The 26,150-nt window shown below is 54.6% G+C and carries 24 protein-coding genes; 18 read left to right on the forward strand and 6 right to left on the reverse strand.

Features of this window, described 5'->3' with window-relative positions:
* The first annotated feature begins 215 nt into the window (after positions 1–215).
* Positions 216–1,094: a DUF4142 domain-containing protein gene (locus SH678x_RS22430; RefSeq protein ID WP_496920701.1), complete on the forward strand. Its 879-nt coding sequence runs from the start codon at positions 216–218 to the stop codon at positions 1,092–1,094.
* A gap of 69 nt (positions 1,095–1,163) precedes the next feature.
* Here SH678x_RS22430 and SH678x_RS22435 read toward each other — a convergent pair whose 3' ends face one another.
* Both SH678x_RS22435 and SH678x_RS22440 read right to left on the reverse strand, forming a co-directional pair.
* On the reverse strand, positions 1,164–2,357 hold the full coding sequence (locus SH678x_RS22435; RefSeq protein WP_496920702.1) for a polysaccharide biosynthesis/export family protein: 1,194 nt from the start codon (positions 2,355–2,357) through the stop codon (positions 1,164–1,166).
* A 10-nt stretch (positions 2,358–2,367) separates the two neighbouring features.
* Positions 2,368–3,840 (reverse strand): tetratricopeptide repeat protein, encoded by a 1,473-nt coding sequence (locus SH678x_RS22440; RefSeq protein WP_496920703.1) that lies wholly within the window; start codon positions 3,838–3,840, stop codon positions 2,368–2,370.
* 278 nt (positions 3,841–4,118) lie between these two features.
* Between SH678x_RS22440 and SH678x_RS22445 the strand changes: the two genes are divergently transcribed.
* Positions 4,119–4,337 carry a hypothetical protein gene (locus tag SH678x_RS22445; protein ID WP_496920704.1) on the forward strand — a complete coding sequence of 73 codons (219 nt, stop codon included), beginning with the start codon at positions 4,119–4,121 and terminating at the stop codon, positions 4,335–4,337.
* Positions 4,304–4,639: a type II toxin-antitoxin system PemK/MazF family toxin gene (locus SH678x_RS22450; protein ID WP_496920705.1), complete on the forward strand. Its 336-nt coding sequence runs from the start codon at positions 4,304–4,306 to the stop codon at positions 4,637–4,639. Before SH678x_RS22445 ends, SH678x_RS22450 begins: the two co-directional genes overlap by 34 nt.
* A 16-nt stretch (positions 4,640–4,655) precedes the next feature.
* Here the strand turns inward: SH678x_RS22450 and SH678x_RS22455 are convergent, their stop codons facing one another.
* Both SH678x_RS22455 and SH678x_RS22460 read right to left on the reverse strand, forming a co-directional pair.
* Positions 4,656–5,615 (reverse strand): hypothetical protein, encoded by a 960-nt coding sequence (locus SH678x_RS22455; RefSeq protein ID WP_496920706.1) that lies wholly within the window; start codon positions 5,613–5,615, stop codon positions 4,656–4,658.
* A 49-nt stretch (positions 5,616–5,664) separates the two neighbouring features.
* A complete protein-coding gene (locus tag SH678x_RS22460; RefSeq protein WP_496920707.1) occupies positions 5,665–6,051 on the reverse strand; it encodes a RidA family protein in 387 nt (128 codons plus the stop codon).
* 397 nt (positions 6,052–6,448) lie between these two features.
* Here SH678x_RS22460 and SH678x_RS22465 point away from each other — a divergent pair, with 397 nt between their 5' ends.
* The 6 genes from SH678x_RS22465 (at position 6,449) to SH678x_RS22490 (ending at position 14,668) form a co-directional block, all read left to right on the forward strand.
* Positions 6,449–8,185: an ATP-binding protein gene (locus SH678x_RS22465; protein WP_496920708.1), complete on the forward strand. Its 1,737-nt coding sequence runs from the start codon at positions 6,449–6,451 to the stop codon at positions 8,183–8,185.
* A 2-nt stretch (positions 8,186–8,187) separates the two neighbouring features.
* Positions 8,188–9,453 (forward strand): SIR2 family protein, encoded by a 1,266-nt coding sequence (locus SH678x_RS22470; RefSeq protein ID WP_496923094.1) that lies wholly within the window; start codon positions 8,188–8,190, stop codon positions 9,451–9,453.
* 707 nt (positions 9,454–10,160) lie between these two features.
* Positions 10,161–11,354 (forward strand): hypothetical protein, encoded by a 1,194-nt coding sequence (locus SH678x_RS22475; RefSeq protein WP_496920709.1) that lies wholly within the window; start codon positions 10,161–10,163, stop codon positions 11,352–11,354.
* A gap of 175 nt (positions 11,355–11,529) precedes the next feature.
* The gene (locus SH678x_RS22480; RefSeq protein WP_496920710.1) at positions 11,530–11,784 is read left to right on the forward strand and encodes a hypothetical protein; all 255 of its coding nucleotides are present in this window, start codon (positions 11,530–11,532) and stop codon (positions 11,782–11,784) included.
* Positions 11,785–11,879: 95 nt separating this feature from the next.
* The gene (gene xerC, locus SH678x_RS22485) at positions 11,880–12,779 is read left to right on the forward strand and encodes a tyrosine recombinase XerC (protein WP_496920711.1); all 900 of its coding nucleotides are present in this window, start codon (positions 11,880–11,882) and stop codon (positions 12,777–12,779) included.
* 509 nt (positions 12,780–13,288) lie between these two features.
* On the forward strand, positions 13,289–14,668 hold the full coding sequence (locus SH678x_RS22490) for a sigma-54-dependent transcriptional regulator (RefSeq protein ID WP_496920712.1): 1,380 nt from the start codon (positions 13,289–13,291) through the stop codon (positions 14,666–14,668).
* A gap of 370 nt (positions 14,669–15,038) precedes the next feature.
* Here SH678x_RS22490 and SH678x_RS22495 read toward each other — a convergent pair whose 3' ends face one another.
* Positions 15,039–15,446 (reverse strand): DUF6960 family protein, encoded by a 408-nt coding sequence (locus tag SH678x_RS22495; protein ID WP_496923095.1) that lies wholly within the window; start codon positions 15,444–15,446, stop codon positions 15,039–15,041.
* A 268-nt stretch (positions 15,447–15,714) separates the two neighbouring features.
* On the opposite strand from SH678x_RS22495, the gene SH678x_RS22500 reads away from it, so the two are divergent.
* The 3 genes from SH678x_RS22500 to SH678x_RS22510 all read left to right on the forward strand — a co-directional run bounded on the left by SH678x_RS22500 (position 15,715) and on the right by SH678x_RS22510 (position 18,886).
* Complete coding sequence (locus SH678x_RS22500) at positions 15,715–17,220, forward strand: hypothetical protein (RefSeq protein WP_496920713.1); 1,506 nt, start codon at positions 15,715–15,717, stop codon at positions 17,218–17,220.
* Positions 17,221–17,351: 131 nt separating this feature from the next.
* Complete coding sequence (locus SH678x_RS22505) at positions 17,352–17,900, forward strand: nuclear transport factor 2 family protein (RefSeq protein WP_496920714.1); 549 nt, start codon at positions 17,352–17,354, stop codon at positions 17,898–17,900.
* 536 nt (positions 17,901–18,436) lie between these two features.
* Positions 18,437–18,886 carry a hypothetical protein gene (locus tag SH678x_RS22510; RefSeq protein WP_496920715.1) on the forward strand — a complete coding sequence of 150 codons (450 nt, stop codon included), beginning with the start codon at positions 18,437–18,439 and terminating at the stop codon, positions 18,884–18,886.
* 126 nt (positions 18,887–19,012) lie between these two features.
* Here the strand turns inward: SH678x_RS22510 and SH678x_RS22515 are convergent, their stop codons facing one another.
* A complete protein-coding gene (locus SH678x_RS22515; RefSeq protein ID WP_496920716.1) occupies positions 19,013–19,618 on the reverse strand; it encodes a DUF4339 domain-containing protein in 606 nt (201 codons plus the stop codon).
* A gap of 187 nt (positions 19,619–19,805) precedes the next feature.
* Here SH678x_RS22515 and SH678x_RS22520 point away from each other — a divergent pair, with 187 nt between their 5' ends.
* The 6 genes from SH678x_RS22520 to SH678x_RS22545 all read left to right on the forward strand — a co-directional run bounded on the left by SH678x_RS22520 (position 19,806) and on the right by SH678x_RS22545 (position 26,106).
* Complete coding sequence (locus SH678x_RS22520) at positions 19,806–20,603, forward strand: undecaprenyl-diphosphate phosphatase (RefSeq protein ID WP_496920717.1); 798 nt, start codon at positions 19,806–19,808, stop codon at positions 20,601–20,603.
* A 403-nt stretch (positions 20,604–21,006) separates the two neighbouring features.
* The gene (locus tag SH678x_RS22525) at positions 21,007–21,324 is read left to right on the forward strand and encodes a co-chaperone GroES (RefSeq protein WP_496920718.1); all 318 of its coding nucleotides are present in this window, start codon (positions 21,007–21,009) and stop codon (positions 21,322–21,324) included.
* A gap of 111 nt (positions 21,325–21,435) precedes the next feature.
* Positions 21,436–23,055 (forward strand): chaperonin GroEL, encoded by a 1,620-nt coding sequence (gene groL / locus SH678x_RS22530; RefSeq protein ID WP_496920719.1) that lies wholly within the window; start codon positions 21,436–21,438, stop codon positions 23,053–23,055.
* A gap of 189 nt (positions 23,056–23,244) precedes the next feature.
* Positions 23,245–24,036 (forward strand): hypothetical protein, encoded by a 792-nt coding sequence (locus tag SH678x_RS22535; protein WP_496920720.1) that lies wholly within the window; start codon positions 23,245–23,247, stop codon positions 24,034–24,036.
* An 84-nt stretch (positions 24,037–24,120) separates the two neighbouring features.
* On the forward strand, positions 24,121–24,369 hold the full coding sequence (locus SH678x_RS22540; protein ID WP_496920721.1) for an antitoxin family protein: 249 nt from the start codon (positions 24,121–24,123) through the stop codon (positions 24,367–24,369).
* Between the two features lie 186 nt (positions 24,370–24,555).
* Positions 24,556–26,106 (forward strand): sulfatase family protein, encoded by a 1,551-nt coding sequence (locus SH678x_RS22545; RefSeq protein ID WP_496920722.1) that lies wholly within the window; start codon positions 24,556–24,558, stop codon positions 26,104–26,106.
* Positions 26,107–26,150: the final 44 nt, after the last annotated feature.

Here is a 26,150-nt window from a genome sequence, read left to right on the forward strand (position 1 = left end):
TACCAACCACGCGAATCACCGCAGGCCATTCTTCGCAGTATTCGTCGGTCATTTTCAGAGCGATCAAAGATTCGCCAATTTCTCTCGTCGGCACGAGAGATGCTTCTTAAGTTTTGCTCATTCATTGTCGCGGCTGAGCGAATGCTCGCAAAACAAGAGAATTTGTCCAAGCTGCGTGGTGTTTCCCAGACCCGTGTTTCAGAGGGAGAACGATCATGAGAGTAGTTAGGTATTCAGCCTTGGTGTTGGGGCTCGTTTGTTGCAATTTGGCGATGGCCCAAACCCAAGTCGACATCGATGCCGATGTCAATCGCGGTGATCGTGTCGAAGATCGCCGCGATCAACTCAGCGAGAATCGTGACCAACGCCAAGACAATCGCCAAGACCGTCGCGCGAATCGCGAAGGCGTGGTCGAACGCATCGGTGATACCATCGAAAACAATACGGCCAGCAACAATGCCAATCTCGATCAATTTATCGCGACTTGCTTGTTGATTGGCAATCAAGAAGAAGTCGCACTGGCTCAAGAAGCTGTTGATCGGGCCGAAAATGAGCAGGTCAAGCAATTCGCTCAAAAATTGATCGACGATCATCAACAGGCGATTCAAAAGCTGCAGCAACATGCCAATCAAAGCATGGGCTTGAACGTGAATGTCGATGCGACGGCAGATCGTTCGGGCGAAGCTGCCCGTTCAGCGGAAGGTGAGCAGTATGCGTCGAATCAACCCTCGACCGCTCAGCGCTACACTGCAAACAAAGTTGATATCAACAGTAGCAACAGCAGCAGCAACATGGCCAGCAGCGGTGCGCTCAATCAAGTTCTGCAAATGAACCGCCAAGCGGCTCAAGAATGCTTGTCGATGACCAAATCGATGATGCAAGATAAGCAGGGTGCCGAATTTGACAAGGCGTTTGCCGGCAGCCAAGTTGGCGCCCACGTAGGCATGCTTGCCAAGCTGAAAGCCAGCCAGCAACATGCTTCGCCTGAGCTGGCTTCGATCATCAAAGAATCTGAGCAAACCGTGCAGCAACACTTGGATCATGCCAAGCAGTTGTGCCAAGAACTCGAATCGCAACAAGCGAGCAATCGTTAATTGTTGACAAATTCTCGATAGAGCCACCGTGCTTCAATGTACGGTGGCTTTTTTTATGCGCGTTCAAAACTACTCAATCGCGATCGTGCGGAAGTTATCGAAGTTAAACTGCCCGAAAGCAAATTGAGGGAACAAGCTGTACAAACCGCGTGTGAAGTACTGCTGAATGAACTCGTCTGTCGCTTGAATTTGCGTCTTGGGCACGACCACGATATCGGAATCATTCAGCCAAATTTCGTCGGCCGGGGCAGGGCGGCGGCCGTAGAGTGCGCCCTTGATGTCGAGCATCGTCGCCATGAGCCGCCAATCGTCACCCCGACGAAACACAACGACCTGACGCAAATTGGCGCCGGGCTGCCAACCACCGGCCATCGCGAGGGCTCCCATCAAAGTCGTGGGACCGGTGAGCGTGTATTGCCCCGGTTTGACGACTTCACCCAGGACATACACATAACGCGGCGCCCGTTGATCGAGCACGGGCGTAACGTCGACGCCGGGAATCGTCGCATTATAACGGGCATCAATCTCGTCGCTCAACTCTTCGAGCGTCAGCCCTTGGGCACACAAGGCACCAATGCCGGGCATGTAAACCTTGCCCGCCGGGGTGACCGTCAGTTTGAGATTGATACCACCCACGCCTTGCCGCGCGTCGACCGAGGCGATCAAGTCTTGCAGGCGCGTGTTGACTTTGATCGGCGTGACCGTGATCGCAGGGACCTTGTAATATTTCTTATATAGCTCTTCTAGGTGCTCGCGAAGACCATCAACAGTCATCCGTGCCGCGCGGACTTGTCCCAACAACGGGAGCGTAATCGTGCCGTCAGGTTGAACTTCGAGTTCACGAAAAATGCGATCCCCGGAACCGGAGTTGTCGCTTACACTCGCTGAGGGGGCCGTATCGCCCGTGAGCGATTCCACGCGGACGACGTCGCCGACTTGCAGTTCGTAGGGCGTCGATGTTTCTTCACGAGTCAGACGAAACACGAAGGCAATCTGATCGTCCACCCGCAGCCTATACTCGGGCACATGGGGCGTGCGGGCATGTCCGACGTACTCGCCCTGGGCGTAGGATTGCCAATCGACGCTGTGCGTGCGAGCTTTCCACCCCACTTCGCCCTGACCGACTCCCGATGTGCTATCGACCGACCAAATCGGAAAGGGGGCCGCCGGGTTCACGCATTCCTGCGCATGCACAAACGTCGCGCACAGGAGCACGACAAGCGTCAGCCAAACTTCGCAGCGGATCATTCGTGGAAAATTCATGGTGTGTGTCTTAACGCCAAACGGTCGTGGGGGCGGCCTGCGCGGGAGCAGCAGCCCGGTTGGCCACTTGCGGTGCGGGTGTCGTAAATGTATTCATCTGATCGCGGGAAAATTCTTGTTGCGAAACCCAATTCACATTTTGCCGTGGGCCGCGTCCTTGCTGGGCCAGCAATTGCGACTTCGTGCGGCTCGACTGAGCGTCCTGGGGCCGTCCCATCTCCTCCTGCACGCGGGCCAAATTGCGATAGACAACCGCGTTGGGTTGCTCGGCGGCGACTTGCGAAAGCAAATGTTGGGCTTCTGGGAAATGCCCCGTCTCGGCCAATAGCACGCCGAGTTCATGGGCGGCAAGATAATTTTCGTTGTGAGCGAGTAGTGCCGCCTGCTGGAAGGCCACCGCGCGGCGCGTGGCATGGGGGTGATGCTCGGCTTCGGTGGCGCCAAGTTGGCTGTTGAGTTTCCCCAGCGAGTACAACGCCATCGAACCCGCGGGTTCGCCAGCAACCGCAACCGCCAATTTGATTTGGGCATAGCGGTTATAGCGTTCCATCATTTGGGTGGGCAGAATTTTCGCGAGGTCGAGTTCCCGCGCGAGGGGCGTCCGATGCGCGGCACAGACGATGTCGAGCCTCATCTCGGCTTCAAGTTGCGAACCACTGGGAGCAAAATCCTCGGCTTCGTCCAAAGCTCGCAGTCCCGCCGCCAAACTTTCGGAGCGCGAACGGGTCGATTCGCGGGCGTCCTTGGCTTGGGAAATCAGCCGCAGCACTTCGATCAACTGCTTGCGAGCCGCGTAAGCGGCACCGCGTTGATTCAATTTGTAAGCCGCGGCAATTTTCTCGCGACATTCTTGATCGAGCTTGGCATCGGTCAGCACGCCGGTGGTGGCGGTCAAGGTTTCGTGCTCGATGACGTTGAGCAGATGCCGCTCTTCGCGCGAGAGTTCGTTGTAAGCAGGGACTTCAATCGCACGAACGCGCGGTTTAGCTTCGGTAGCAGCTTCGGGCTCGGGCATGGGAACATCCAAGCCGGCAAACTCATCGGGCGAGCTGAAGCCTTCGGTGGTCGATTCTGCTTCCGGCAAATCTTCCTCGGCTCGATTGACCTCGCCCAGGGTTTGCACGGTCGAAGGAAATTCTAATTCTGGGGCTGGCTGATCATCGGAAACACTTGGCAAACAAACCAGTCGGGTATCATCTGAGAATTGCCAGTAGGGCGAGGGTTGGGCAGCAACAGGCGCCGCTGCTTTGGCAACGGATTCGATGGCGGGCGCCGGTAAAGACTCGGCTTCGACAGCGACTGACCAGACTTGGTTCGTCTGCGAGGCATCCCCCGACCATTCCAAATACAGCCGCTCCATTTCCACGGGATCGGTCTTGTTGCAGCCCGACAAGAGCAGCGCGCAACCGACCCACAGGTGCAAAGCACACGTGAAACGTTGCAGTCGATGGCGACGGCGGCGCAGCGAACGATGACGGGGCATCAGTTCAACCTTCCCTGGATGAACGATTGCGGTGGGCAGCACTTCCACGGCGGGTCGTACTTCGTGATTTTGATTCGACCACCGCGGACGGGTCGAATCAGCAAAACCGTTACCATCGGACTTGAGTCGTTCGGCGCACCCGCTACAAACGCTACAGACTGACCGTCCTATTTGCTAGCAGCGGAATAATCGACAGAGTTTGCCACTTTCCCCGAGCACAACGCGTTCAATCGACTTTGCTTTACTGTCTGCCTGGGTGGGACTAAAATGACAGCACTATGAAGACCGTGGAAGCCATTATCGAGCCCTCAGGCGAAATCCGTTTAGTCGAGCCAGTCCTTGTTTCCATATCAACTCGGGCACTTGTCACGATACTCGACGAACCAGCCACGGCACGAGATTCCGCACTCCTGAGCGAAGGGGCGTTAGCGGAAGATTGGAATCGCCCTGAGGAGGATGCTGCATGGGCACATTTGCAGCCGGGCAAGTCGTCTTAGTTCGATTTCCTTTCTCTGATCTTTCGTCGGTCAAGTTACGCCCAGCAGTCGTGTTGGCAAGTGCTGATCGCAGCGACTGGATTCTCTGTCAAATCACCAGCAACCCCTATGGCGACGTGCGTGCGATACCGCTCGGCACAGCGGATTTGATCAGTGGTTCACTCCACCGCGAGAGCTTTATCCGTCCAACTAAGCTCTTCACGGCCCATAGCAGCCTGATCACAGTGACCATCGGTGCACTACAAGCTCATTCGCTCTCGGAAGTACGACACGCTATCGTACAGATCATCCAAGCTGGCTGAAGATAGTCAGGTTCTTCTAAAACATCCGCATCTGAAAACGCCCCGTGACCGGATGGGCGTTGAAGCCCGCCGCTTGGAGATGCCCCACGAATTCGGCGGGGCCATGGGTGCAATAGATTTCGGCCGCCCCGACGCGCTCCGCCGTTTCCAAAAGTTGGTCGAAGTCGGCGTGATCCGACAAGGGGAGCGCATAGTCCACGCCGTAGCGGTACTTCGCCCCCGCATCCATGGCCCAACCGCTGACCAGAAAGCTGACGGGATGCTGAATCCCTGTCAGGCGAAAATTTTTCATGCCGCGCGGAAGCGTCACCACAGCGTGGTCGGGCTTGAGTTTGCCGTTGAAGACCGACACCTCGCCCAGATCCATACCGCACTTCTTGTAAACCTGACTCACCGCGAAAATATCGGGATGCTGCTGCACGGGAATCCCCGCGAGCGTGAGGATCTTAGTCACTTCTTGGGACTTGCCCAAAGCATAGGCGTGAATCACCGGCGTGCGTCCTTCGCCAAGCACCTTACGAACAAGCTCGATCAATTCGGCGATGACATCTTCGCGCGGCGGGATGCGATACTTCGGTTTGCCAAACGTGCATTCCATCACCAGGATGTCGGCTTGCGGAAGCTCGGCTTCTTCACAGGTCGCCGACGGACCCAGTTTGAAATCACCCGTGAAGAGCAAACGCTTGTCGCCGTCATCGGCGAGCAACATGGCCGAGCCCAAGCAATGCCCCGCGGGATAGGTCGTCAGCGTGAACGGACCGAAGGGCACGGGCTGGCGATGCGGCAAGTCGGTCGTTCGGCGCAATCCCAAGCGGTGCTGATAGAGCTTCGACGTGGCCGACGTGCAGAGAGCCAACTCATGCCGCGCGATGTGATCGGCATGGGCATGCGAAACAAAGCCGACCTTCTGCCGCCGCGTAACGTCGAGCGCGAGCCCCGCTTGAGTGAGAAACAGACCCTGATCCCAGTGAAACATGAGAGATATTATAGCGGAATCTGTTCCAGGGGCGACGAAGAACGCCACGTCATGCTGGCTTGGCGGCCCACATCTCGATTTCCACAAGAAAACCTGGATACAGCACGCAGCCGATCGTCGTGCGCACTGGTTTGGGGTCCGGCATGTGCGCAACGTACACGTCGTTGAATCGCGACCAATCCTCCATGTCGGCCAGAAACACGCTCACCTTGAACACGTCGTTGAAATCGCAACCCGCCGTGGCCAACTGGAGGCGGCAATTTTCCAACGTCGCCCGCGTTTGTTCCTCGATGGTCTCACCAACGATGTTCCCTTCGAGGTCCACGGCGACTTGGCCGGATATCACAACCAGCGTATCAGCACGCACCTCCAGGACCGGCGAATACGGACCAGCGGTGGCATCTTGCACAGCACCAGCGGGAACTTTTTTACTCATGGGGATTCTCTACGTTTCAATTCTTTGAGGGCTTGGCTATTGATCGCTTCAGCACGCGGTAAACACGGCGTCGGTGAATGTCAGTTGAGCGATACACGGGACGGCCGGTGCCTGAAGGGCTTAGGGAAAGTCAGGACTTTCCGCAAAGGCCTGGTGATGATTATGGCACAAGCACTTGAGTAAAGGAATTCGGATAAAGTATTAATCGTTGATCGATGACTAACTGAGAATCTAACCCTTAGTCCGCAGGTAGTTGGCTCTACTCCAGCAGAGGAGCAATTCCTTAACGCTTTAGAACGTATGTACTTGCTTTTTCTTATTAGACCCTTTACTTATAGTGTTAAAGTCCTGGGTATCCAGCAGGTCAATCTCCAAACTTCCAAAGTCGTCATTGGTTATGTCGCAAAACGTAAGCTTGCAGTCAGACGCAGGTACACCTGCTGATGGTGAAATGAGTGCAGAATTAGCTTGGCCACCTAGCTTCACGCTTGATCAAGAAAAGATTCTAAATCTCCTAACTGGTGATCGCTTTTATTCTAATGCAAGTGCGGCTCTGAGAGAGGCGGTTCTGAACGCAATTGATGCATGCCAAAGACGACGCATCAATGAACCGACACTCCCAACAGACATTCGTGTTGAGTTCTGTCGAGATTCGTTGACATTGTCAGTCAAAGACAATGGTGACGGGATGGACAAGACGGCGGTAAGTGAACTTTTCACGCGAGTTGGCGCTTCTGCATCTAAACTAGAGGATAGCGACGCAGTTGGAGAATTCGGTATAGGAGTTGTGAGCTATTTCATGGCAGGAGATACATTTTCGATAGAAACCTGCGGTGGCTCCTCAATGCCGATTGGACTAGAGTTTTCGCGCGAAATGCTCGGCGGTGGTCAAGCGAAGCCGTTTGACGTTAGCCTCCACGAGCAGGGAACAAGGGTGACGATAAGAATTCGTGACGAAAGTACGTTCAAAACTATCAAATCTAGCTTTCCACATTGGTGCCGCGATGTTGAAGGTTTGATTGCTGTAGACCTTTCTGACGGTAAGGAGCTAAGTCAAGGCGGATCTGCCAGACCTGACGATATTATAGAACTGAACCTGCCGAACTGGATCGAACACGCCCATCTTGGACCTGTCTCAGAACCGCTAGGTTGGGGGAATATGTCAGGCAGTTCCACAATTTCTGTTCTCTACCGAGGTGTTTTTGTCCAAGAATTTACTGTGTCTAAACTCTGGGGCATTGATGGCTCAATACACGTTGATCCCAAACACTTTAGACCCAGATTAAATCGAGAAGGCTTTGTTCAAGACAACTTCGCACAAGAGGTAGAAGAGGTCCTTACGCAAGCTCATCCAAGGATACTAAGATCACTTGCAGAGCGCCTCGCGGAAGCTTTTTCTAGTGGCACTTTGGAGAAATGGGACGCGCGAAGATGGGCAACGCTGTGGCTATCAATCCCTAGAACACCTGCCTATGCCGAAACGAATCGGTTGTGCGATACCGTCTTTCGCGCATTTCCCGCATTCGAACTTGGGGTAGGCAATAACTGGACTTCCATCTCACTCGAAAAGCTTCTTACGCTCCCAAAACCAATATACATTTCGCCGCTGAAGAACAACGAACGCAATTCGGAACTCACCAAGGCTGCGGCCAGACTCCTCCGAAATACAAACAGAACCTTAATTCGTGGCGTACGCGTCGATAAACAGTGGCTAAGAGATTTAAAGTACTCATTTTTCTCAACGTCCGAATTAATAGCCAGTGTTTTTTCTTCGGAACTCGATCCAGTCGTTGACATAGAAACAGGAGCCGAGCAGATCCTCCAGGAGATAACACCGGTTGCTACTTTATATGTGCACAGTCCATCTGTCGAACTCGTAAGAATCGGTGCTGAAGGACCGCCAATCCTAAGACTGTCGACGAGACTTATCATAAATATTGATCACAACATAGGGAAAACGATCGTCGACGAGGCGATCTCAGCTAACACGGGAAGATGGTCTCTCATAGCCATCGTTGCCCGTCACTCTCACACACATATCTCGGAAGCTGCGGCCTCAATACGGAAATTTGGAGGCACAACGGAGTATTTGGGCCTTGTCAAACGCAGATACATTAGAGGGCTTTTAAATTGAAAGTGCTCCTTTTTGCAGGTGCAGGAACATCAGTAGAGCTTGGTGTACCGGCCATGGCAGGGTTAGCCACTGATTTCTTAACTCATTGCGAGCAATGGAACATTGAGTTTGCGTTGGCTAAGCAAATAATGGGTCATACGTGCGATGTAGAATTCTTAATTGAAAACTTAGACAACCTTACAACAGCCAGCAAAGCCATCGAGACACTTAGCAATAGTCTCCCCATAGAGCAGGTACAGACACTCCGAGCTGAAGTGGAGTGGTTCGTACAACATGCGGCAGAAAAAATATCATCTTCTGATGCTCATCTAATGTGGGGACCCACTCTAAGGGCCATGAAGGGACATTCTATAACTTTCGTTACCACCAACTATGATCGAGCAATTGAACTTGCCGCCAATGCCGAAGGCATAAAGCTCGATGATGGCTTTGCAGATTTTACTGGCAGAGAACTTGCGCCATGGAGAGGTTTTCTAGAGAATCCCATTGCTCCGCAAATAGTAAAGCTGCATGGCTCTACTGATTGGTATTCAGACACTAGCTCCGGCGATCCGCAGAAGCTTCGACACCCTATGCCTTTGTTTGGTCGGGGCACCCTGAGACTGCAAAGCAATGAAGAGCTTTGCTCCTCGATGGTTCTACCTTCGAGAGAAAAGCTACTCAATAACGCACCATACCCTCGAATGTCGCACGCATTTTTGACTGCCGTAGACAGCTGCGACTTCGCCGTTTTCATTGGCTCTTCATTTCGTGATCGTCATATTCGCGATCAAGCAGCTACTATTGCAGCGCGCAAGCCGCTATTCATTGTGAATCGACGCGGTCAGGCGAATGGAATCAATGGCGCGTTGGGGATTGGACAGCCGGCAAGCCAATTTTTAATTTCCACCCTTCCCGCAGCACTCCTGAGCAGTAATCCCATCGAATTCTTATCGAAATCTCTTGTTGCCGCAGATGAGACACTTAATGTCCTCCAATTGCTCAGTATTGCAAACGATTCCGCCGAAATATCCGAGCGACGCTGTAATGCGATTGAACAACTCGACAGTCTGCCGATAAATCTGGACGAATTCTTAGTCAATCAATTGCTTTCTGACACTGACTCTACCGTTGCAAAATTTGCTCTCGGTCTAGTACCCACTTCACTAGCTCAAGAATCGCTTCTCGACTGCGCAAAGAAATCAGAACACAAATTGAGCCCTGACTTCGCGGAGGAATTAGATTTGCTTGAGCAACTACTCTCAATGAAAATCGCAGCCAGTTACTAGACGACTGTCCATGGCTTTTCATCTCCGTTTTATTTTTGAATATTTGCGGAGTTCCAGAGTTTTGACAACAGTTCGTTCGTGTCCTAATGAATATGCGCAGCGCGCCCCCCGGCCAAAAATGAATGTGTACATCCGTCCATAATTCACGATAATGCGAGCAAAGCCGTCAGCCCTGAGCGTTCGGCCAAGCAAAGTGCTGAAAAGCTTGCGTGCCAGAGTGACGGCATGTTCTTTGACAACCAGGAAGCTCTTAGCCATTAGCTGTCAGCTTTTAGCCAGATAGGTCAGCGCCATCGGTACGCGCTGAAGTGAGATTTCCCCCTTCCGCCCTCCGCCTTGGAGCCACTCTATTTCTTGTCCCCTTCGGCAAAGCTTGGCCGCTTGGGCAAAAAACAGAGAGTTCGTTGGCCGCTTCGAGAGAATGCCGAGGATTACGCGGGGTGCCACTGCTGGCTTGTCCAGCAGTGCCTAGACGACACGGTTGAACTCGAAGACACGGGTGGGCAAGCCACCCCTGGCACCCGTTTCATAAACTGAAAAAAGCTCTGGCTCCGCTAGCAGTGCCGGCATTTTGGTTGATTTGACAACGTTTTCTTGCAGCGACTCTGCCGGCTCTGCCGAAGATACCGACAACACTGTGTGGCATTACGCCGCGCTGTGGCCAATTTGAAAGGGGGGCTACCTTTCACGTTGGAACGTCGACCACCATGCGTGGCACGCTTGTCTTACTTCTGATGTGCGGAATGCTGCTCGCGCAGTCGGGTTGCAGCTTGGTGCTGCCCACGATTAGCGACGAGCCCGTGATCCGCAATCCGTTCCCACAACTGAGCGTTGTGGCGATAGCACCTTTCTTCAATCAAAGCGACGAACCGACTCTCGACGGTCGCGCGGTGGCGATGGCTTACTTCGCCGAGTTGCAAAAGACGCCCGGCTTTGAAGTCGTGCCGGTGAACGTCGTCGAAGAAGCGATCATCCTGCATCGCATCGATCTGGCTGGCCCTGGCGAAGCACGTCGGCTGGCGCAGATATTGGGCGTCGATGCCGTCATCATTGGTTCGGTCACCGACTATACGCCTTACTATCCGCCGCGGCTCGGCTTGCGCGTCGAATGGTACACAGCCAATCCCGGCTTCCACGAAATTCCTGCTGGCTATGGCTTGCCGTGGTACACGCCCGAGGAAGAGTTCATCCCGGATTCGCTCGTGTATGAAGCGAAGATGTCGCTGGCTCGCGCGCAAATGGAAGGGCAGGCACCGGCTTGCGATCAAGTGATCCAACCGTTGCCGGCACCAGGCAAGTCGCCCACGCCAGCCACGCCACCGCAAAGCGATTCCGAAACTTACGAACTCGAATCGCGCGAAAGCTTGTTGGAAGAACATAGCAGTACCAGCACTTCGAATGAATTGCGATTGGTGCAAGCGACTGAAGAGCTCCCCCTGACGGCACCCACGCCCGCGGAAACAATGCCAGCCCAAGCTATGCCAGCGCAAGGAGCGCCAGCAGCGATGTGCGTCGGGAATTCTTCCGCAGCAGGCATGGAAGGACCATGCCTCACAAACGGACCAGGCGGAACAATCACCCCATACCCACTCACTTGGGAAGGTGGAGTGGGCTTTGCGCCACCACTTTCAGACACAGAACGGCCCGCTTGCATGCCCAACAATGGGCCCGTACTGATGCACACGCGGATCTATCGCGGGACCGATCGCGACCTCACCGAAGCATTAAAAGGCTATGTTTATCATAGAGACGATGCACGCTTCGGTGGCTGGGAGGCTTACTTGCAACGCAGCGACGACTTCATCCGCTTCTGCTGTCACATGCATATCTCCGAAATGCTGTCAGCGCGCGGTGGGGCGCGAAAAACACGGGTGTTGTGGGCATGGCCTGAAAGCCGATAGAGGCGTAAGGAAACTGTTCTCGCCGGAATGAAGTTTCCACCGAGCCGGAGGCTCGGACCCCATTGCCCGAGTAGTGACCCCTATTCGAGCGAACCCCGCGTATGTCCCTGCTGCCATGGACCGGCACTATGGATGCAGAGCTTCCCCCCGCGCTGCCGCACGGAGAGCTGCAACTGTGAACGATGACGACATCAATGTGTTAGCCCTGGTCAAAGGCCAAGAGCGCTACATTTTTTTGTACGACGACTCGCAACGGGCCGAGGCTCTGCGTGTGCTTGGTCGGTACGCTTCGAATCCTGAATTGAGTTTCAGTTGGTACGACGCCGCCGTGCTGAGCCAAAAGATTCGTCAGATGACGCACGAAGCCAAGAGCGAAGCCAAACCCAAGAATCGCATCTCGCTGACGCAGCCGCTTGATTTTGAAGAGTAGCAGAAAGAGGTCGGCGGCCAGACGTCTGAGATCAGATTTCATGACTCCGACTTCTTATCCTGACCACCGACCTCTCGCCTCTGGCCTCTACAAAGATGCAACGCCAAATCGCTCAATTCTTGCGTCACTTGCAGATTGAACGGGGCGCATCGCATTACACGCTCAAGAGCTACCGCGAGGATCTCACCGCGTTCGCCGATTATTACAGCGAAGAAGATGGCAGCTGCCCCGAACCGGCCGCGATCACGCCGATGGAACTTCGCGGTTTCCTTTCGGCGATGCACGAAGCCGGCTACGCGAAGACTTCCATCGCGCGCAAGCTCGCGGCGTTGCGGAGCTTCTATCGCTTCGGCCAGCGCGACGGTTGGGCCAAGACCAATCCCGCCACGGCGCTGCGCAATCCCCGCAAGTCGCACAAGCTGCCGCATTTTCTTTCGACCGACGAAGTGGGCAAGCTGCTGAGCGCACCTCAAGGTAAGACCGCGATGGCGCTCCGCGATCGTGCGATCCTCGAAACGCTGTACTCAGGTGGTTTGCGGGTGAGCGAGCTCGTGGATCTCAACGACGGCGATCTCGACTTCGCGCAAGGGATTGTGAAAGTCCGCGGCAAAGGCCGCAAGGAACGGCTCGCCCCGCTGGGTTCATTCGCTGCGAAAGCGCTCAAAGATTGGCTCGCGGAACGCACCTTAGCAAAGAACGAAAAACAGGGCCGCGAAGCGCCCGTGTTTGTGAATCGCCTGGGAACGCGGCTCACTACGCGGAGTGTGGGCCGCATGTTGGAAAAGTATCTCGCGCAAGCAGGACTTGATGGCCGCACGAGCCCGCACACCCTGCGGCATAGTTTTGCGACTCATCTCTTGGATCGCGGAGCCGACATCCGCAGCGTGCAAGAACTTTTAGGCCATAAGAGTTTGGTGACCACTCAAATCTACACGCACGTGAGCACCAACAATCTGCGATTGGCCTACGAAAAGGCCCATCCTCGGGCGAAATAGTTGCTAGCGGCTTACGGGTAAGGCGGCAATCCGCGCTCGTCTCCGACTCGCTTGCCTCGCGGCTAACTTTTCTTGTAACACTTTTCGCGGCTTCTCGCTTAGCACCGTAACCACAGCAACCTTTTTCGTCGGCGGCCGTGGTTTTGGGTGAGCAGGCAACTACCCGGCACTCGTTGTGTCGGCCACGTGCCGCCGGCGATTTTTCGTAACCGGCGATCAGGTCTGATCGCGGCCGTTTCATGCGCAGTCGTTAAAATCGGAACCTCTTGTCGCAACTTCGGCGTCGATTTTTTGACCGCTGCCTCTTCGTAACGTAGATATTTAGCGACAACCCATTGTGAAATCTCCCCACCGGTAATCGCCTGTTTCCGCCACTCCCCAGCGGCAGGTCGCCGTTTCACATGCTTTGCACCCGCGAAGCGATTTGGTTGCACCAGACCACATTTGCATTTGCGCTGGAAGTTTCTCGCGAAATTTCTACCGCTTCACGCCGGGGAGTATCTCGCACCATGTTTCAAGGTTCCATGTTGTTGGTTGACGACGACCGTCACGTCCTCGAATCAATGGCCGATTGGCTTCGCAGTCAAAGTCTGCAAGTCGAAACGTCCACCGGCTATGCCGACGCCCTCGACAAGTTGCGCCGCAAGTCTTATGAATTGGCGCTCGTCGACGTTCGTCTGCAAGACGGCGATGGCTTCGATCTGCTCGAACAGATTCGCCGCGGCTTTCCTCAAACCAACGTCGTGCTGATGACCGGCTACGGCGATGGCGATTCCGCGGTCGAAGCGCTCCGTTCGGGTGCGTTTGATTATCTCACCAAGCCGCTCATCGACGAAGAATTGTTGATGACGATTGAGCGCGCCTTCGCACAACGCGAAGTGATTGAAGAAAACAAGCAGCTGCGCAAGCAACTCGACAAGCATCACGCGATGGACAGCGTCGTTGGACAAGACCCGCGGATGCTACGCGTGTTTGATATGGTCACCAGCGTGGCCGACACCAAAGCCACGGTTTTAATCACGGGTGAAAGCGGCACGGGTAAATCGATGATTGCCCGCGCGATTCACCGCCAAAGCGGACGCAGCGGCAAACCATTTATCGAAGTTGCTTGTGGCGCGCTGCCCGAAAATTTGCTTGAAAGCGAATTGTTCGGCCACGTCGCTGGTGCCTTCACGGGTGCCACGGGCGATAAGATCGGCAAGTTCATGCAAGCCAACGGCGGCACGATCTTTCTCGACGAAATCGGCACAGCCAGCCCCGCGATGCAAGTGAAGTTACTTCGCGTGCTGCAAGAACTCGAGTTTGAACAAGTCGGCGGCTCGAAGACATTCAAAGTCGATGTGCGCGTGATCTTAGCCACGAACGAAGATTTGGCCCAAGCAGTTGCTGCCGGCAGGTTCCGTCAGGATTTGTACTACCGCATCAACGTGATCAACGTCGAGCTGCCCGCATTGCGGGAACGTCGCAGCGATATTCCGCTGTTGGCACAAACCTTCCTTGCCGAACTTCGCGAAGATACAAACCGTCCCGTGACAGGTTTCAGCGACGAAGCCTTGCTGGCCCTTGAATCGTATCCATGGCCGGGCAATATCCGTGAGTTGCAAAACGTCGTCGAGCGGGCCGTGTTGCTGGGCAAGGGGGAAGTCATCGTCCCCGCGGATTTGCCACGCGAGATTGCTGGTGGTCCCACGATGACCATGTCGCGAGTGGGTAGCCGAACGCTCAAAGAGGCTCTTGAAGAACCCGAGCGGCAGATCATTCTTGATGTGCTCGAGTCGAACAATTGGAACCGCAATGCCACGGCTGACTCATTGGGCGTGAACCGCACGACGCTCTACAAAAAGATGAAAAAACTCGGCCTGGAAGACGGGAAATACGCAGAAAGATAATGTGCAGATTTTGAACATTCGCAAATCCCAGGGACTGCAATCCCTGGGATTTTTCATGGTGGTTTTCACCGCTGGCGCTACCACTGATTCATTCGCGAAAACAATCCAACAATTTAGTTGCTTCACTTGTAACCCCTCATTACATTCTGAGTAGATTCAATTCTCGAGTAGCGGAGGGGACTATATTCCGCAGCTCGAATCCGTAAGTGCGGCCGTGTGAAACGCGGCGATTGATTCATCATCGATTTCGGGGAAACCTCTAGTCGTGAATCCACGGCCGCATCGCATTGACACCATGATTGGCACCTTGAGTACAGACGCTAAGCCGCGAGCAACCGCTTGCGGCTTAGCGTCTTATTGATGTGCCACTTCAATATCGTGTCGGCTCGACGTGCCGCAGATCCTCGGCACTATATTGATTCGGAACGAGTTGTTCGTTCTCGGCGACTTGATAGCGAATCGCCCGGGCGTTGCCGTCCCACGTGATTTCTTTGATCACTGCCGTGCGAGGCGTATTGCGATAACCGCGCGACAAAACTTCGACCCAGTCGCCGATTTCAAAACCTTCGGGCACAACCTCTTGCCACAGCGTGCGCATCACGCGCAAGCGAACGTCGCCGTAGTGGAGAATCACATAAGGATTCTCTTCGCCATCGCGGCGAAAGATGCGCTGGCTCGGAATCATTTGCCGAGCAAGCTCCACGTCCTCGGGATGGACCCAATCGTTGCCATCTTCCGGCCACCAAGGATAGCAGCCATATTTCGGATCAACTTTCATCGCGCCTCGTGCTCGGCCGAAGAACAGGCTGCCCCCCAGGCTGCCAGCCGAACCCCTTCTCATTTGTCAGTTTATGCTGGGATGTACGAATTGTCACCCATGGTGTTAGCCGCAGGCGGCAGCCGTCGGTTCAACCACGATCACTGCTGGCTTCCACCTGCGGCTAGTAGGAATTCCACGACAATTTCCAATTAAGCTCGTGGGTCACATTTGCACGGTGAGCAAACTATACTTGAGGAACAACAAACCGCACCCTCCAGTTACGGCTATGAATCTTCACGAATTTTTCGATCACCACGGCATGGCGAACAACCCGTTCGCGGATGAAGACGCGCAAACCGATCCCGTTTTTCAAGGCCGTTGCCGCACGAGCACGTTTCATCCCAATTGGGACAAGGTGTACGGCGATCCCGCGAACCCCGGCACGTCGATTGTGTTTGGCGAAAAGGGAGCGGGCAAAACGGCGATGCGGATGCAGGTCGTGGCCCAGATCGAAGAGTTCAACCGCCAGCACGAAAACAATCGCTCGTTCGTGATTGAATACGACGACTTCAATCCGTTCCTCGACCGCTTTGCCGAACGGTTGAGCGCGCGGACCCGCCGCAAGCCAACCAAGGTGCTCGACGAATGGAAACTTTGGGATCACGTCGATGCGATTCTCTCGCTCGGGGTGACCAGCGTGGTCGACCGTTTGCTCGGCGTGTCGCAACCCAGCGGCCCGGCGGGGAACACACTGCCCGACGATGCCGTCCGGCGGCTCGATCGTTTTCAACGCCGGGACTTGCTGTTGCTTGCCGCGTGTTACGACAATTCCCTTACCGAATCATTTGATGCGCGTTGGTTTCGCTTACGCCGGAAACTGCGTTACATTCCTTGGCAGAATTGGGGCATCAAGCTCATCGGCTTGCTCACGACCATTGGTGTCATCGGTACGGCGTACTATCAACAGCGCTTCGATTGGTTCAAAACGGTTTGGCCGTGGTTGATCATTGCGCTGGGTTGGGCACCGCTCTTGGCCCAAGTCTGGCGGTGGTGGATGCAATCATTCAGCATATCGCGCAACTTGCGCACCGTGACCCGCAACATTAACCCGCTCCGCCGCGTGTTGATGCAATTCTCCGGCCGCGACATCAATGGCCAGCCGCTTCCCAGCAAGCGCCGCACCGACGACCGCTACGAACTGCTCTACAAATTCCAAGGAGTGCTCAAGGCCCTGGGATTCTCGGGGATTGTCGTGCTGGTCGACCGCGTCGACGAACCGCATCTGATCAATGGCTCGCTTGAAAATATGAAGGGGCTGGTTTGGTCGATGCTCGACAACAAGTTCCTCAAGCAGCCTGGTTTGGGCCTCAAACTGCTGCTGCCGATTGAGCTATCGCAGTATGTGCAAAACGAGGGGCACGATTTCTTTCAGCGGGCTCGGCTCGATAAGCAGAACATGATTCCGTCGCTCGAATGGACGGGGGCCTCGCTCTACGATTTGGCCAACGCCCGCGTGGCAGCCTGCGCCAAGGAAGGGGCCTCGCCGAAATTGCAGGAGATGTTCGATCCCAGCATCAGCAGCCAGCGCTTGATCGATGCCTTCGCGATGTTGCGCGTTCCCCGACATTTGTTCAAATTCCTGTACCGGTTGCTCGTGGCCCACTGTCAAAGCTTTGTCGATAGCGATCCTTCGTGGCAGATCAGCCCCGCGACGTTTGAATCGCAGCTAGCACTCTATCGCCGCGATAAAGAAGCGGTGGATCGCGGTTTGTCGGTCGCGTCACCTATATAGCCGGCATCGTCCCGATGCCGTGGATTCTCGGTCGTGGGACGCGACCGGCTAACCTTGACCGCGCTTGGCCCTTTTGACACACTCCGCCCCCTTGAATGGAGTTACTGTTCCCCGAGCGAAGAGGTGCCGCGATGCGTCAACAAATCTCCCTACTGTTCGCGATTGTCATGTTGGCAATATCAGCCGGCTGCGGATCGCCAGCGTCGACGGGTGAAGAAGCGATTGCTCAAGTCGTGCAGCAATTCCTTGACGGCGTGCGTACCGCTGATGCCGAAACAACCAATCGACTGCTCACCCCCAAGGCCCTGGAACAAACCACGGCCTACGACATGGAAATCGCTCCGCCGGGAAGTCCCACGGCCAAGTTTGAAATTGGCGCCATTGAAATCGTGAAGCCTGATCGCGCCGTAGCCGAGACCGTGTGGCGCGACGTCGATCCCGATGGCAAACCGTTTGAAGACAATATGACGTGGGCGCTAAAGATGATCGACAACGAGTGGCGGATCTGTGGCATGGCCGCCGAAATTGGTCCCGATCAAGAACCGATCGTGCTCGACTTTGAAGATCCGACCGAGATCTTGCGTCTACAAAAGAACAGGCCAGCGCAGCAAACCCCAGGCGAGACACCACTCCAAGCGACTCAGCCTCCGCAAGACCCATTTCGTACGGTCCCCCGCTAACTGTGCGGTGAGTAGCAAAAACTTTTTCATAGAAAAATCGCGACATCGTGTCTCGCTATTCTTCTCATTTTGCCCTTTCTCACACTATCAGGGCGTATGACTGAAAAGTAATTTTTGCCGGTGTATACAGGCTCAATTGCGAATCAATCGTATTTCCTACGGCGTTTCATAGCGCAATGGTGAAAAAGCCCGGTGCAATGCAGGTCTTTTAACAACCAGCGGCCATTGACACTCAAAATGACCATGTTATTTTGTCGACCTATGTTCACCAACGAGCAAGGTCAGCTCAATCCGCAGGGATTCTGATTTCGCGCAAGTTGTGACTAGCTAACTAGAGCAGTCGAGCGAATGCGAGTGCTGAGACCAATTGGCCCGTAGTTGCTTGCTGAGCAAAAACTTTCGTCTTCCCCGCCGCTACCAACCGTCGTGGCCCTGGGGACAAAACAATTTTGACGGTGACACAGAGAATTGTCGCGTTGCAGGAGGGACATGTGATCCCCCGCGATGCCCCAGATTTCCCAAGAGGAGGAATTTTTATGAAAAATGTATTGGTTGCTTTGACCGCCTTGGTCATGGTTGTGACAAGCTTCGCCGTTACGGATGCCGAAGCTGGTTTGTTCCGTAATCGTAAGAACAAGTGCTGCAAGGAAACTTGCTGCGAGCCAGTTTGCTGTGAACCAGCTCCTTGCTGCGAACCAGCCCCTTGTGCTTGTGAAGCTCCTGCTCCCGCTCCTTGCGGTTGCGAAGCTGCTGCCGCTCCTTGCGGTTGCGAAGCCTCGCTGTGCAGCTGCCCAACCCGTCGCGAAGCTCGTAAGGCTCGTCGTCACGGCTGCTGCGCGCAGACCTGTGGTTGCGAAGCTGCCGCTGCTCCTTGCGGATGTGAAGCTGCTGCCGCTCCTTGCGGTTGTGGCGAAGCCGCCCCTGCTATGGAAGGTGCTGCTCCCGAAGCCGCTCCTGAAGCTCCTAGCAGCGATTCAACCACCTGAGTTGGTTTGAATTGTTTGAAGTGTTAAACGAACAGCCGGATCTCGCTCGTCGAGTTCCGGCTTTTTTTATTGCGCCGCCGCTCGCGGCTTAGCGCCATATTCCGTGGCAAAGCGACGGGCCAAATATCACCGCAGCAACACCACCAGCATCACGATCAACAACAAAATAATCATGCCCCCCAAGAACAGGGTCAGCGTTTTGATCTGATCCTTCTTCTGCCGCTGCCGACGACGATACATGCTCGTCACTTGCGGATCGCTAGGCAACTTGGTTTCCGTCTTGATGCTGACCGACTCTTCCACGAACGATTTGGGCCGCACGAGGGGCACGGCCTCTAGCACCGCCCCCAATTCGGGAAACACATCGCTCGCGCGTTGCCAATCGAGCCAACCCGTCTTCCACACCCACGTATCGCGGCCGATCGTGCCGTCCGTAATCCACGTCTTCACCAGCGACATCGTCGCGGGGCCCTTTTGCTCACCGCTGCTTGTCCGCACGTGCCAGAGCTCCGTGGTCAGCTCCGCGGGAGCAACCGGTTCGAGATCTAGCTCAAGATCTTCTTCCAACGGCATGATCGTGGGCACCGCATCATCGATGGCTGCGACCGTACCGCCACTTTCCATCGGCACTAAGAACTTGGCATCGCAGTCGGGACAGATCCCGCGCTTGCCCGCGAGAAACGCTTTCACGTTCAACTTGTGGCCGTTCGGACAGTAAAAGCGAATACCCATAACTTCAGTTTAACCAGCGTGACAATTGGGGAGAAGCGCCACAGACGCGCGTGAAATTCCCCGCTATAGTGCGAACTCCGAAAAAATGACCACTGTTCAATGACCAAATGACCAAGACGAACCCATTGGTCATTCAGAGCTTGGTCATTGGTCATTTCTTCCTCAGACCTCTAGCCTCTCAGCTTCTATGTCCTTACTCGCCGTAATCATCATGGCCATTGTGCAGGGAATCACGGAATTCCTGCCGATCAGCAGCGACGGTCACCTCGCCGTGGTTAACGCGCTCATGGAATCTTTCGGTGGCAAACCGGCGCCTGATCTGTTGGAAGTGACACTCGTGTTGCATTTGGGGACTTTGGCCTCGGTGCTCGTCTACTATCGCAATGAACTTGTGCGGCTGTTGTTTCAAGATCGCCGCGCGATCGTGCCGATCATTTTCGCCACGATCCCTGCGGTGATCATTGGCCTCGGTATCGAAAAGGGCCTCCCCGACAGCATTAGCAAACCCCTTTTAGAAAGCCCGCTGCTCGCCGGGTTTGGTTTTCTGATTTCCGCGGCCGCCTTGTGGTGGGGATCGCGGAGCGCTCCCGGCAACATGCACTACACCGAGCTTCCCCCCGGCAAAGCCACGCTCATCGGTATCTTGCAATCGATCGCAATCCTCCCCGGCGTCTCGCGCAGCGGCATGACGATCTCCGGCGGGCTCGGCGCGGGACTCGAACGCGGAGCCGCCGCGACATTTTCATTCTTGATGGCCGTACCCGTCATCGCCGGGGCAGGGCTACTGAAAATGCTTGATCTCTACAAGCAAGGTTCAACGACTACGCCGATCCCCAATCTCGCGGTGGGCTTCGTCGTGTCGATGATTGTGGGCCTCGCGGCAATCGCCGTATTAATGCGATTTGTGAAAAAGGGCAAATTGATGGTCTTCGTTTACTATTTGGTGCCGCTGGGGATCGCTGTGATTACCTGGCAGCTTAGTTAGCCGGCATCGTCCCGATGCCGTTTAGACTCCTAACCGAAGGGCAACGCCCCTCCGGATCTCCGTGCTTCTCTGGATCGCGTTGCGATCCGGCTAAGGAGGCCCTCTGCCAAAATGGCAGCGATCTTCCGGTTTTCTTCGCTTGGACAGCGAAAATGGCAGAAACGGCCAATTCGCTCGTTTTTCTTAATCCGTTACCACGCCGCAACTTGCGAATTGTCCAACAATTGGCGCGAACCTTGCTTTTGGCCCATTGCCAGCGGGGACGTTCTGCGCCCTAATAACATGTTTCCCCGTGCTTCAAAACACAAAACAGGGGCCCTGCGATTCGTTGAATCGCGGTTAGGCCGTGTCGCAACGCCGACACACCGTATTCAGATCTTTTACATTTCGGAGGACAACACACATGGCAACCGCCACCAAGAAGAAGAGCAAGGTCACGCTGCAACCCCTGGGCGACAAAGTCGTCGTCGAGCGTGAGGAATCCCTCGACAAGACCGCCGGCGGTATCTTTCTGCCTGACTCGGCCAAGGACAAGCCTTCCCGCGGCACGATCATCGCCATCGGCACCGGCAAGTTGCTCGACGACGGCACCCGCGGCGCGATGCAAGTCAAAAAGGGCGACCGTGTCCTCTTCACCAGCTACGCCCCCGAAGCAATCAGCATCGACGACGAAGAATATCTGCTCATGAGCGAGAGCGACATCCTCGCGGTGATTGAATAGGCGCGAGTCCCGAGTTTCGAGGCGCGAGAACACAGTGCGCCACGATTTCTCTTTGCTCACAACTCACAACTCATAACTCATAACTCGAAACTTTAAAAAGGAACCTAATCAATGGCCAAAATGATCGCTTTCGATCAAGAAGCTCGCGATGCCATGCGTCGCGGCGTCGGCAAACTGGCCCGCGCGGTCAAAATCACGCTCGGTCCCAAGGGCCGCAACGTCATCCTGCAAAAATCCTTCGGCTCGCCCACCGTCACCAAAGACGGTGTTTCGGTCGCCAAGGAAATCGAACTTGAAGACACCTATGAAAACATGGGTGCTCAAATGGTCAAAGAAGTCGCCAGCCGCACGAGCGACGTCGCGGGCGACGGCACCACCACCGCCACCGTCCTCGCCGAAGCCATCTTCAACGAAGGCCTCAAGGCCGTCGTCGCGGGCGTGAATCCCGTGCAAATGAAGCAGGGCATCGAGAAGGCCGTGGAAGATATCACCGCCGAACTCAAGAAAATGGCTGTGAAGATTAAGACCTCCGAAGAGATGGCCCAAGTTGGCACGGTGGCCTCGAACGGCGACCGCGAAATTGGCGACATGCTCGCCAAGGCCATGGAGAAGGTCGGCAAAGACGGCGTGATCACCGTCGACGAAGGCAAGAGCCTCGCCACCGAAGTCGAATGGGTCGAAGGTATGCAGTTCGACCGCGGCTATCTGTCGCCTTACTTCGTGACCGACAGCACCAGCATGGAATGCGTGCTCGAAGATTGCTACGTCCTGGTTCACGAAAAGAAGATTAGCAACATCAAGGATTTGGTCCCGTGCTTGGAAGCCGTCGTCAACAGCGGCAAGCCGTTGTTGATCGTCGCTGAAGACATCGAAGGCGAAGCTTTGGCAACGCTGGTGATCAATCGTCTGCGTGGCACGTTCCAAGTTTGTGCCGTGAAGGCCCCCGGCTTCGGCGATCGTCGTAAGGCTCAGCTTGAAGACATCGCAACCCTCACGGGTGGTCAAGCGATCTTCGAAGATCTCGGCATCAAGCTCGAAAGCGTCGGCCTCAAGGAACTCGGCCGCGCGAAGAAGGTGATCGTCGAGAAGGACAACACCACCATCATCGAAGGCGCCGGCAAGAGCGATGCCATCAAGGGCCGCATCGAGCAGATTCGCCGCGAGATTGAAAACACCTCCAGCGACTACGACAAGGAAAAGTTGGAAGAGCGTTTGGCGAAGCTCGCCGGTGGCGTGGCCAAGGTCAACGTCGGTGCCGCGACCGAAAGCGAAATGAAGGAAAAGAAAGCCCGCGTCGAAGACGCCTTGCACGCCACGCGTGCGGCCGTCGAAGAAGGCATTCTCCCCGGTGGTGGCGTCGCCCTGTTGCGGGCGAGCAAGGCTGCCAAGCCTGATGGCCTCAGCCACGACCAGGAAGTCGGCTACAAGATCGTCGTGCGTGCTTGCCGCGCTCCGCTAACCGCCATCGCTGCGAACGCTGGTCAAGACGGCGGCATCGTGTGCGAAAAGGTCGGCGAAGCCAAGGGCAATAACGGTTACAACGCCGCGACCGACGTCTACGAAGACATGGTCAAGGCGGGCGTGATCGACCCCACGAAGGTGACACGCACGGCACTGCAAAACGCCGCGAGCGTGGCAACCTTGCTGTTGACTTCGGACGCCTTGATTGCCGAAGCCCCCAAGAAGGACAAAAAGGCCGCCGCAGCCCCCGGCATGGATGACATGTATTGATGAGTCGCGAGTTAAGGGTGGCGAGTTGTGAGAAATGACTCGCAACTCGAATCTCAAAACTCGCGGCTATTTTGACAACTTAACGACCCCGGTGGAGAGCGATCTCCATCGGGGTTTTTTGATTCGCAAGTATCAAATTTTTTATGACGGAACTTAATAGGTTGCGATACTTTAGCACGAGGAATTTCAATGGATTGTTTATATAAGTGCAATTCCAATTCGCAATCGACCCAAAAATACCATATTTATCCTGCCAGTGCTTCAAATCTTAACTTAGTGCTACAGACAGGTGTGGTATGTGATAAATGCAACGAATACTTTTCTAAACTCGAAGGATATTTCGTTCATCATCACCCAGGTTCATCTCAAAGGTTGATGCAGTTGCAATCTACACGAAAAGGCAAATCACCCAAATTGGAGACGGAGGCTGGTACTGTCACTCGTAAGCCCACTGGACCAGATCAAGTGGAATTCACTTTCCCACTGAGTGATTTGAGTTACGAATTAACCGAGGTAGGAAACATAGTTTTCAAAGGTGCGGCACACTGTTATCCGTATGATTCGCTGAAAATCAGCAGGGTATTAGCAAAGATGACGCTTGAGTATCTTTGCGGCATGCGCCATATTCCTGAGTTTGATCCTTTCAGCAGCAACTACGATCAACTTCGCCAATATGCCAGATTCGGACCAAGAAAAGCCGGATTTATTTGGTTTGCATATAAGTTGGTAACGGGAGAAGAAGGTTTGCCAGGTATTGTTCACTTTGATCATATAAAACAAGGGCGACTGGGATCGATGAGCTGCTTCAGATTTCCTGGTGTGAATTATCTTTTTCCGCTTCCATCGCTAAGTAAACTAGATGAAATCCGAGAACTGATTGACGATTGGACCTTCATTGAAAATGCAGGTGACCATAGACCATCCGATCTTAATGTAGAATTTTCGCTGATTCGAAGACCCGCTGAATCACAGTCAACGTAACATCGAATTTTCACATTACGAGAATCAGCACTTCGAATTCCTCTCACATTGGCTTTTGGCCCCAACAGAGGCTAAACTTAAAGCATGACCATCGAAGCCACCTATCGCGACGGGGCCTTTCATCCCGTTCATCCGATTAGCCTCCCCGAGAATACCCGGGTCGAGGTGAGCGTCCCCGCGCAACTTTCTCGCGAAGAGATCATCGCCCTGCGGCCGAAGGCGCCGAAGATTACCGTTGAAGAGTTCGATGCGATTATGAAGAGAAATAAACTCTCGGCACCGTCCTTGCCGGTCGACTTTTCTAGAGAAGACGTCTATAGCGATCACGATTAATGTCTTATCTGCCATTAATTCTTGTCTGATTTATTCGTGCAGTTCGCCCGATTCGTGGTTTCTCTGACTTTAACATCACACATTTAACCAGCGAATTTGACCGCGCAATCTGGTATCCTGTCTTCCTGACGAGCCTCCCGCATGGGCGGGGGGAGCTTTTCTGAGAGACCTTTCGCGGAGTATCTCATGCTACGCCTTGCCTTGATCGTTCTACTGGGGCTGACACTATTCGCTTCCAACATCTGCGTTGCCGATGAGCGTCCAAACATTGTGTTCATCATGTCCGACGATCACGCCTATCAGGCAATTTCGGCTTACGGCTCGAAGCTTAACGAAACGCCGAACATCGATCGTATCGCCAAAGACGGCATGCGCTTCGACCGTTGCTATGTGACCAACTCAATCTGTGGGCCGAGCCGCGCGTGCATCCTCACCGGCAAGTACAGCCACAAAAATGGCTATTACGCCAACGAAAAACAGTTCAACGTCGACCAACAAACCTTCCCAAAGCTGCTGCAAAAGGCCGGCTATCAAACCGCGCTCATCGGCAAGTGGCATCTGGGGACCGAGCGCAATCCAACCGGCTTCGATCATTGGCAGATATTTCAAGGGCAGGGCCAGTACTATCAGCCGCGGATGATCACCCCGCTGGGGCCAGTCGAATATGTTGGCTACGCGACGGAATTGGTGACCGACCAGTCGCTCGCCTGGCTCAAGCAGGGCCGCGATCCGCAGAAGCCTTTCTTACTGATGATGCACCACAAAGCGCCGCATCGACCTTGGGCTCCCGCGCCGGAACATCTCAAAGATTTTGCCGGCAAGGAATTCCCAGAGCCAGAAACGTTATTTGATGACTATAAGAACCGCGCCTCCGCGGCCGCGCGGGCCGACATGCGGATTAGCAAAGACATGGTCACGACGGGTCCCGATCTCAAAGCCTGGGACCTGCCGCGATTGAATTCCAAGAAGGATACGCAGGACCGCAACTTCTTTTACAACCGGATGACGGTCAAGCAAAACAAAGCCTGGAAGGACGCCTACCTCAAAAAGAACGAAGCGTTCTATCAAGACGATCTGAAGGGCGAGGCATTCACGCGGTGGAAGTATCAGCGCTACATGCAGGATTATCTCGCTTGCGTGGCGTCGGTCGACGAAAGTGTCGGCGCGCTGCTCGACTATTTGGACGAAAGTGGGCTCGCTGATAACACGATCGTCGTTTATTGCTCGGACCAAGGCATGTACCTGGGCGAGCATGGTTGGTTTGATAAACGTTTCATGTACGAAGAATCGCTGCGCACACCGTTATTGATTCGCTGGCCGGGGGTAACGAAGGCTGGTTCGGTGAATAATGAAATCGTGTCGAACGTCGACTTTGCGGAAACATTTCTTGATGCCGCGGGTGTGGAGATCCCCAAGGACATGCAGGGGAAAAGTTTTCGGCCACTACTCGCGGGCAAGACGCCCGAGGATTGGCGGAAGATGTTTTATTATCACTACTACGAGGGCGTTGATGGCTGGCATGCCGTCTGCGAACACTACGGCGTGACCGATGGTCGGCACAAACTCATTCATTACTACAAGATCGATGAATGGGAACTTTTTGATCTCGAAAATGACCCGCAAGAATTGCACTCCGTTTACGGCGATCCCGATTACGCGACGGTGCAAAAGGCGATGAACGACGAACTCCAGCGACTCCGCACGGAGCTAGAAGTGACAAGCAACGATCCTACGTGAGCCGCAAGGCGCTAGCCGCGGATTCTGGAATTTGAGGCTTAACA

The organism is Bythopirellula superficialaquae, from assembly GCF_059632245.1.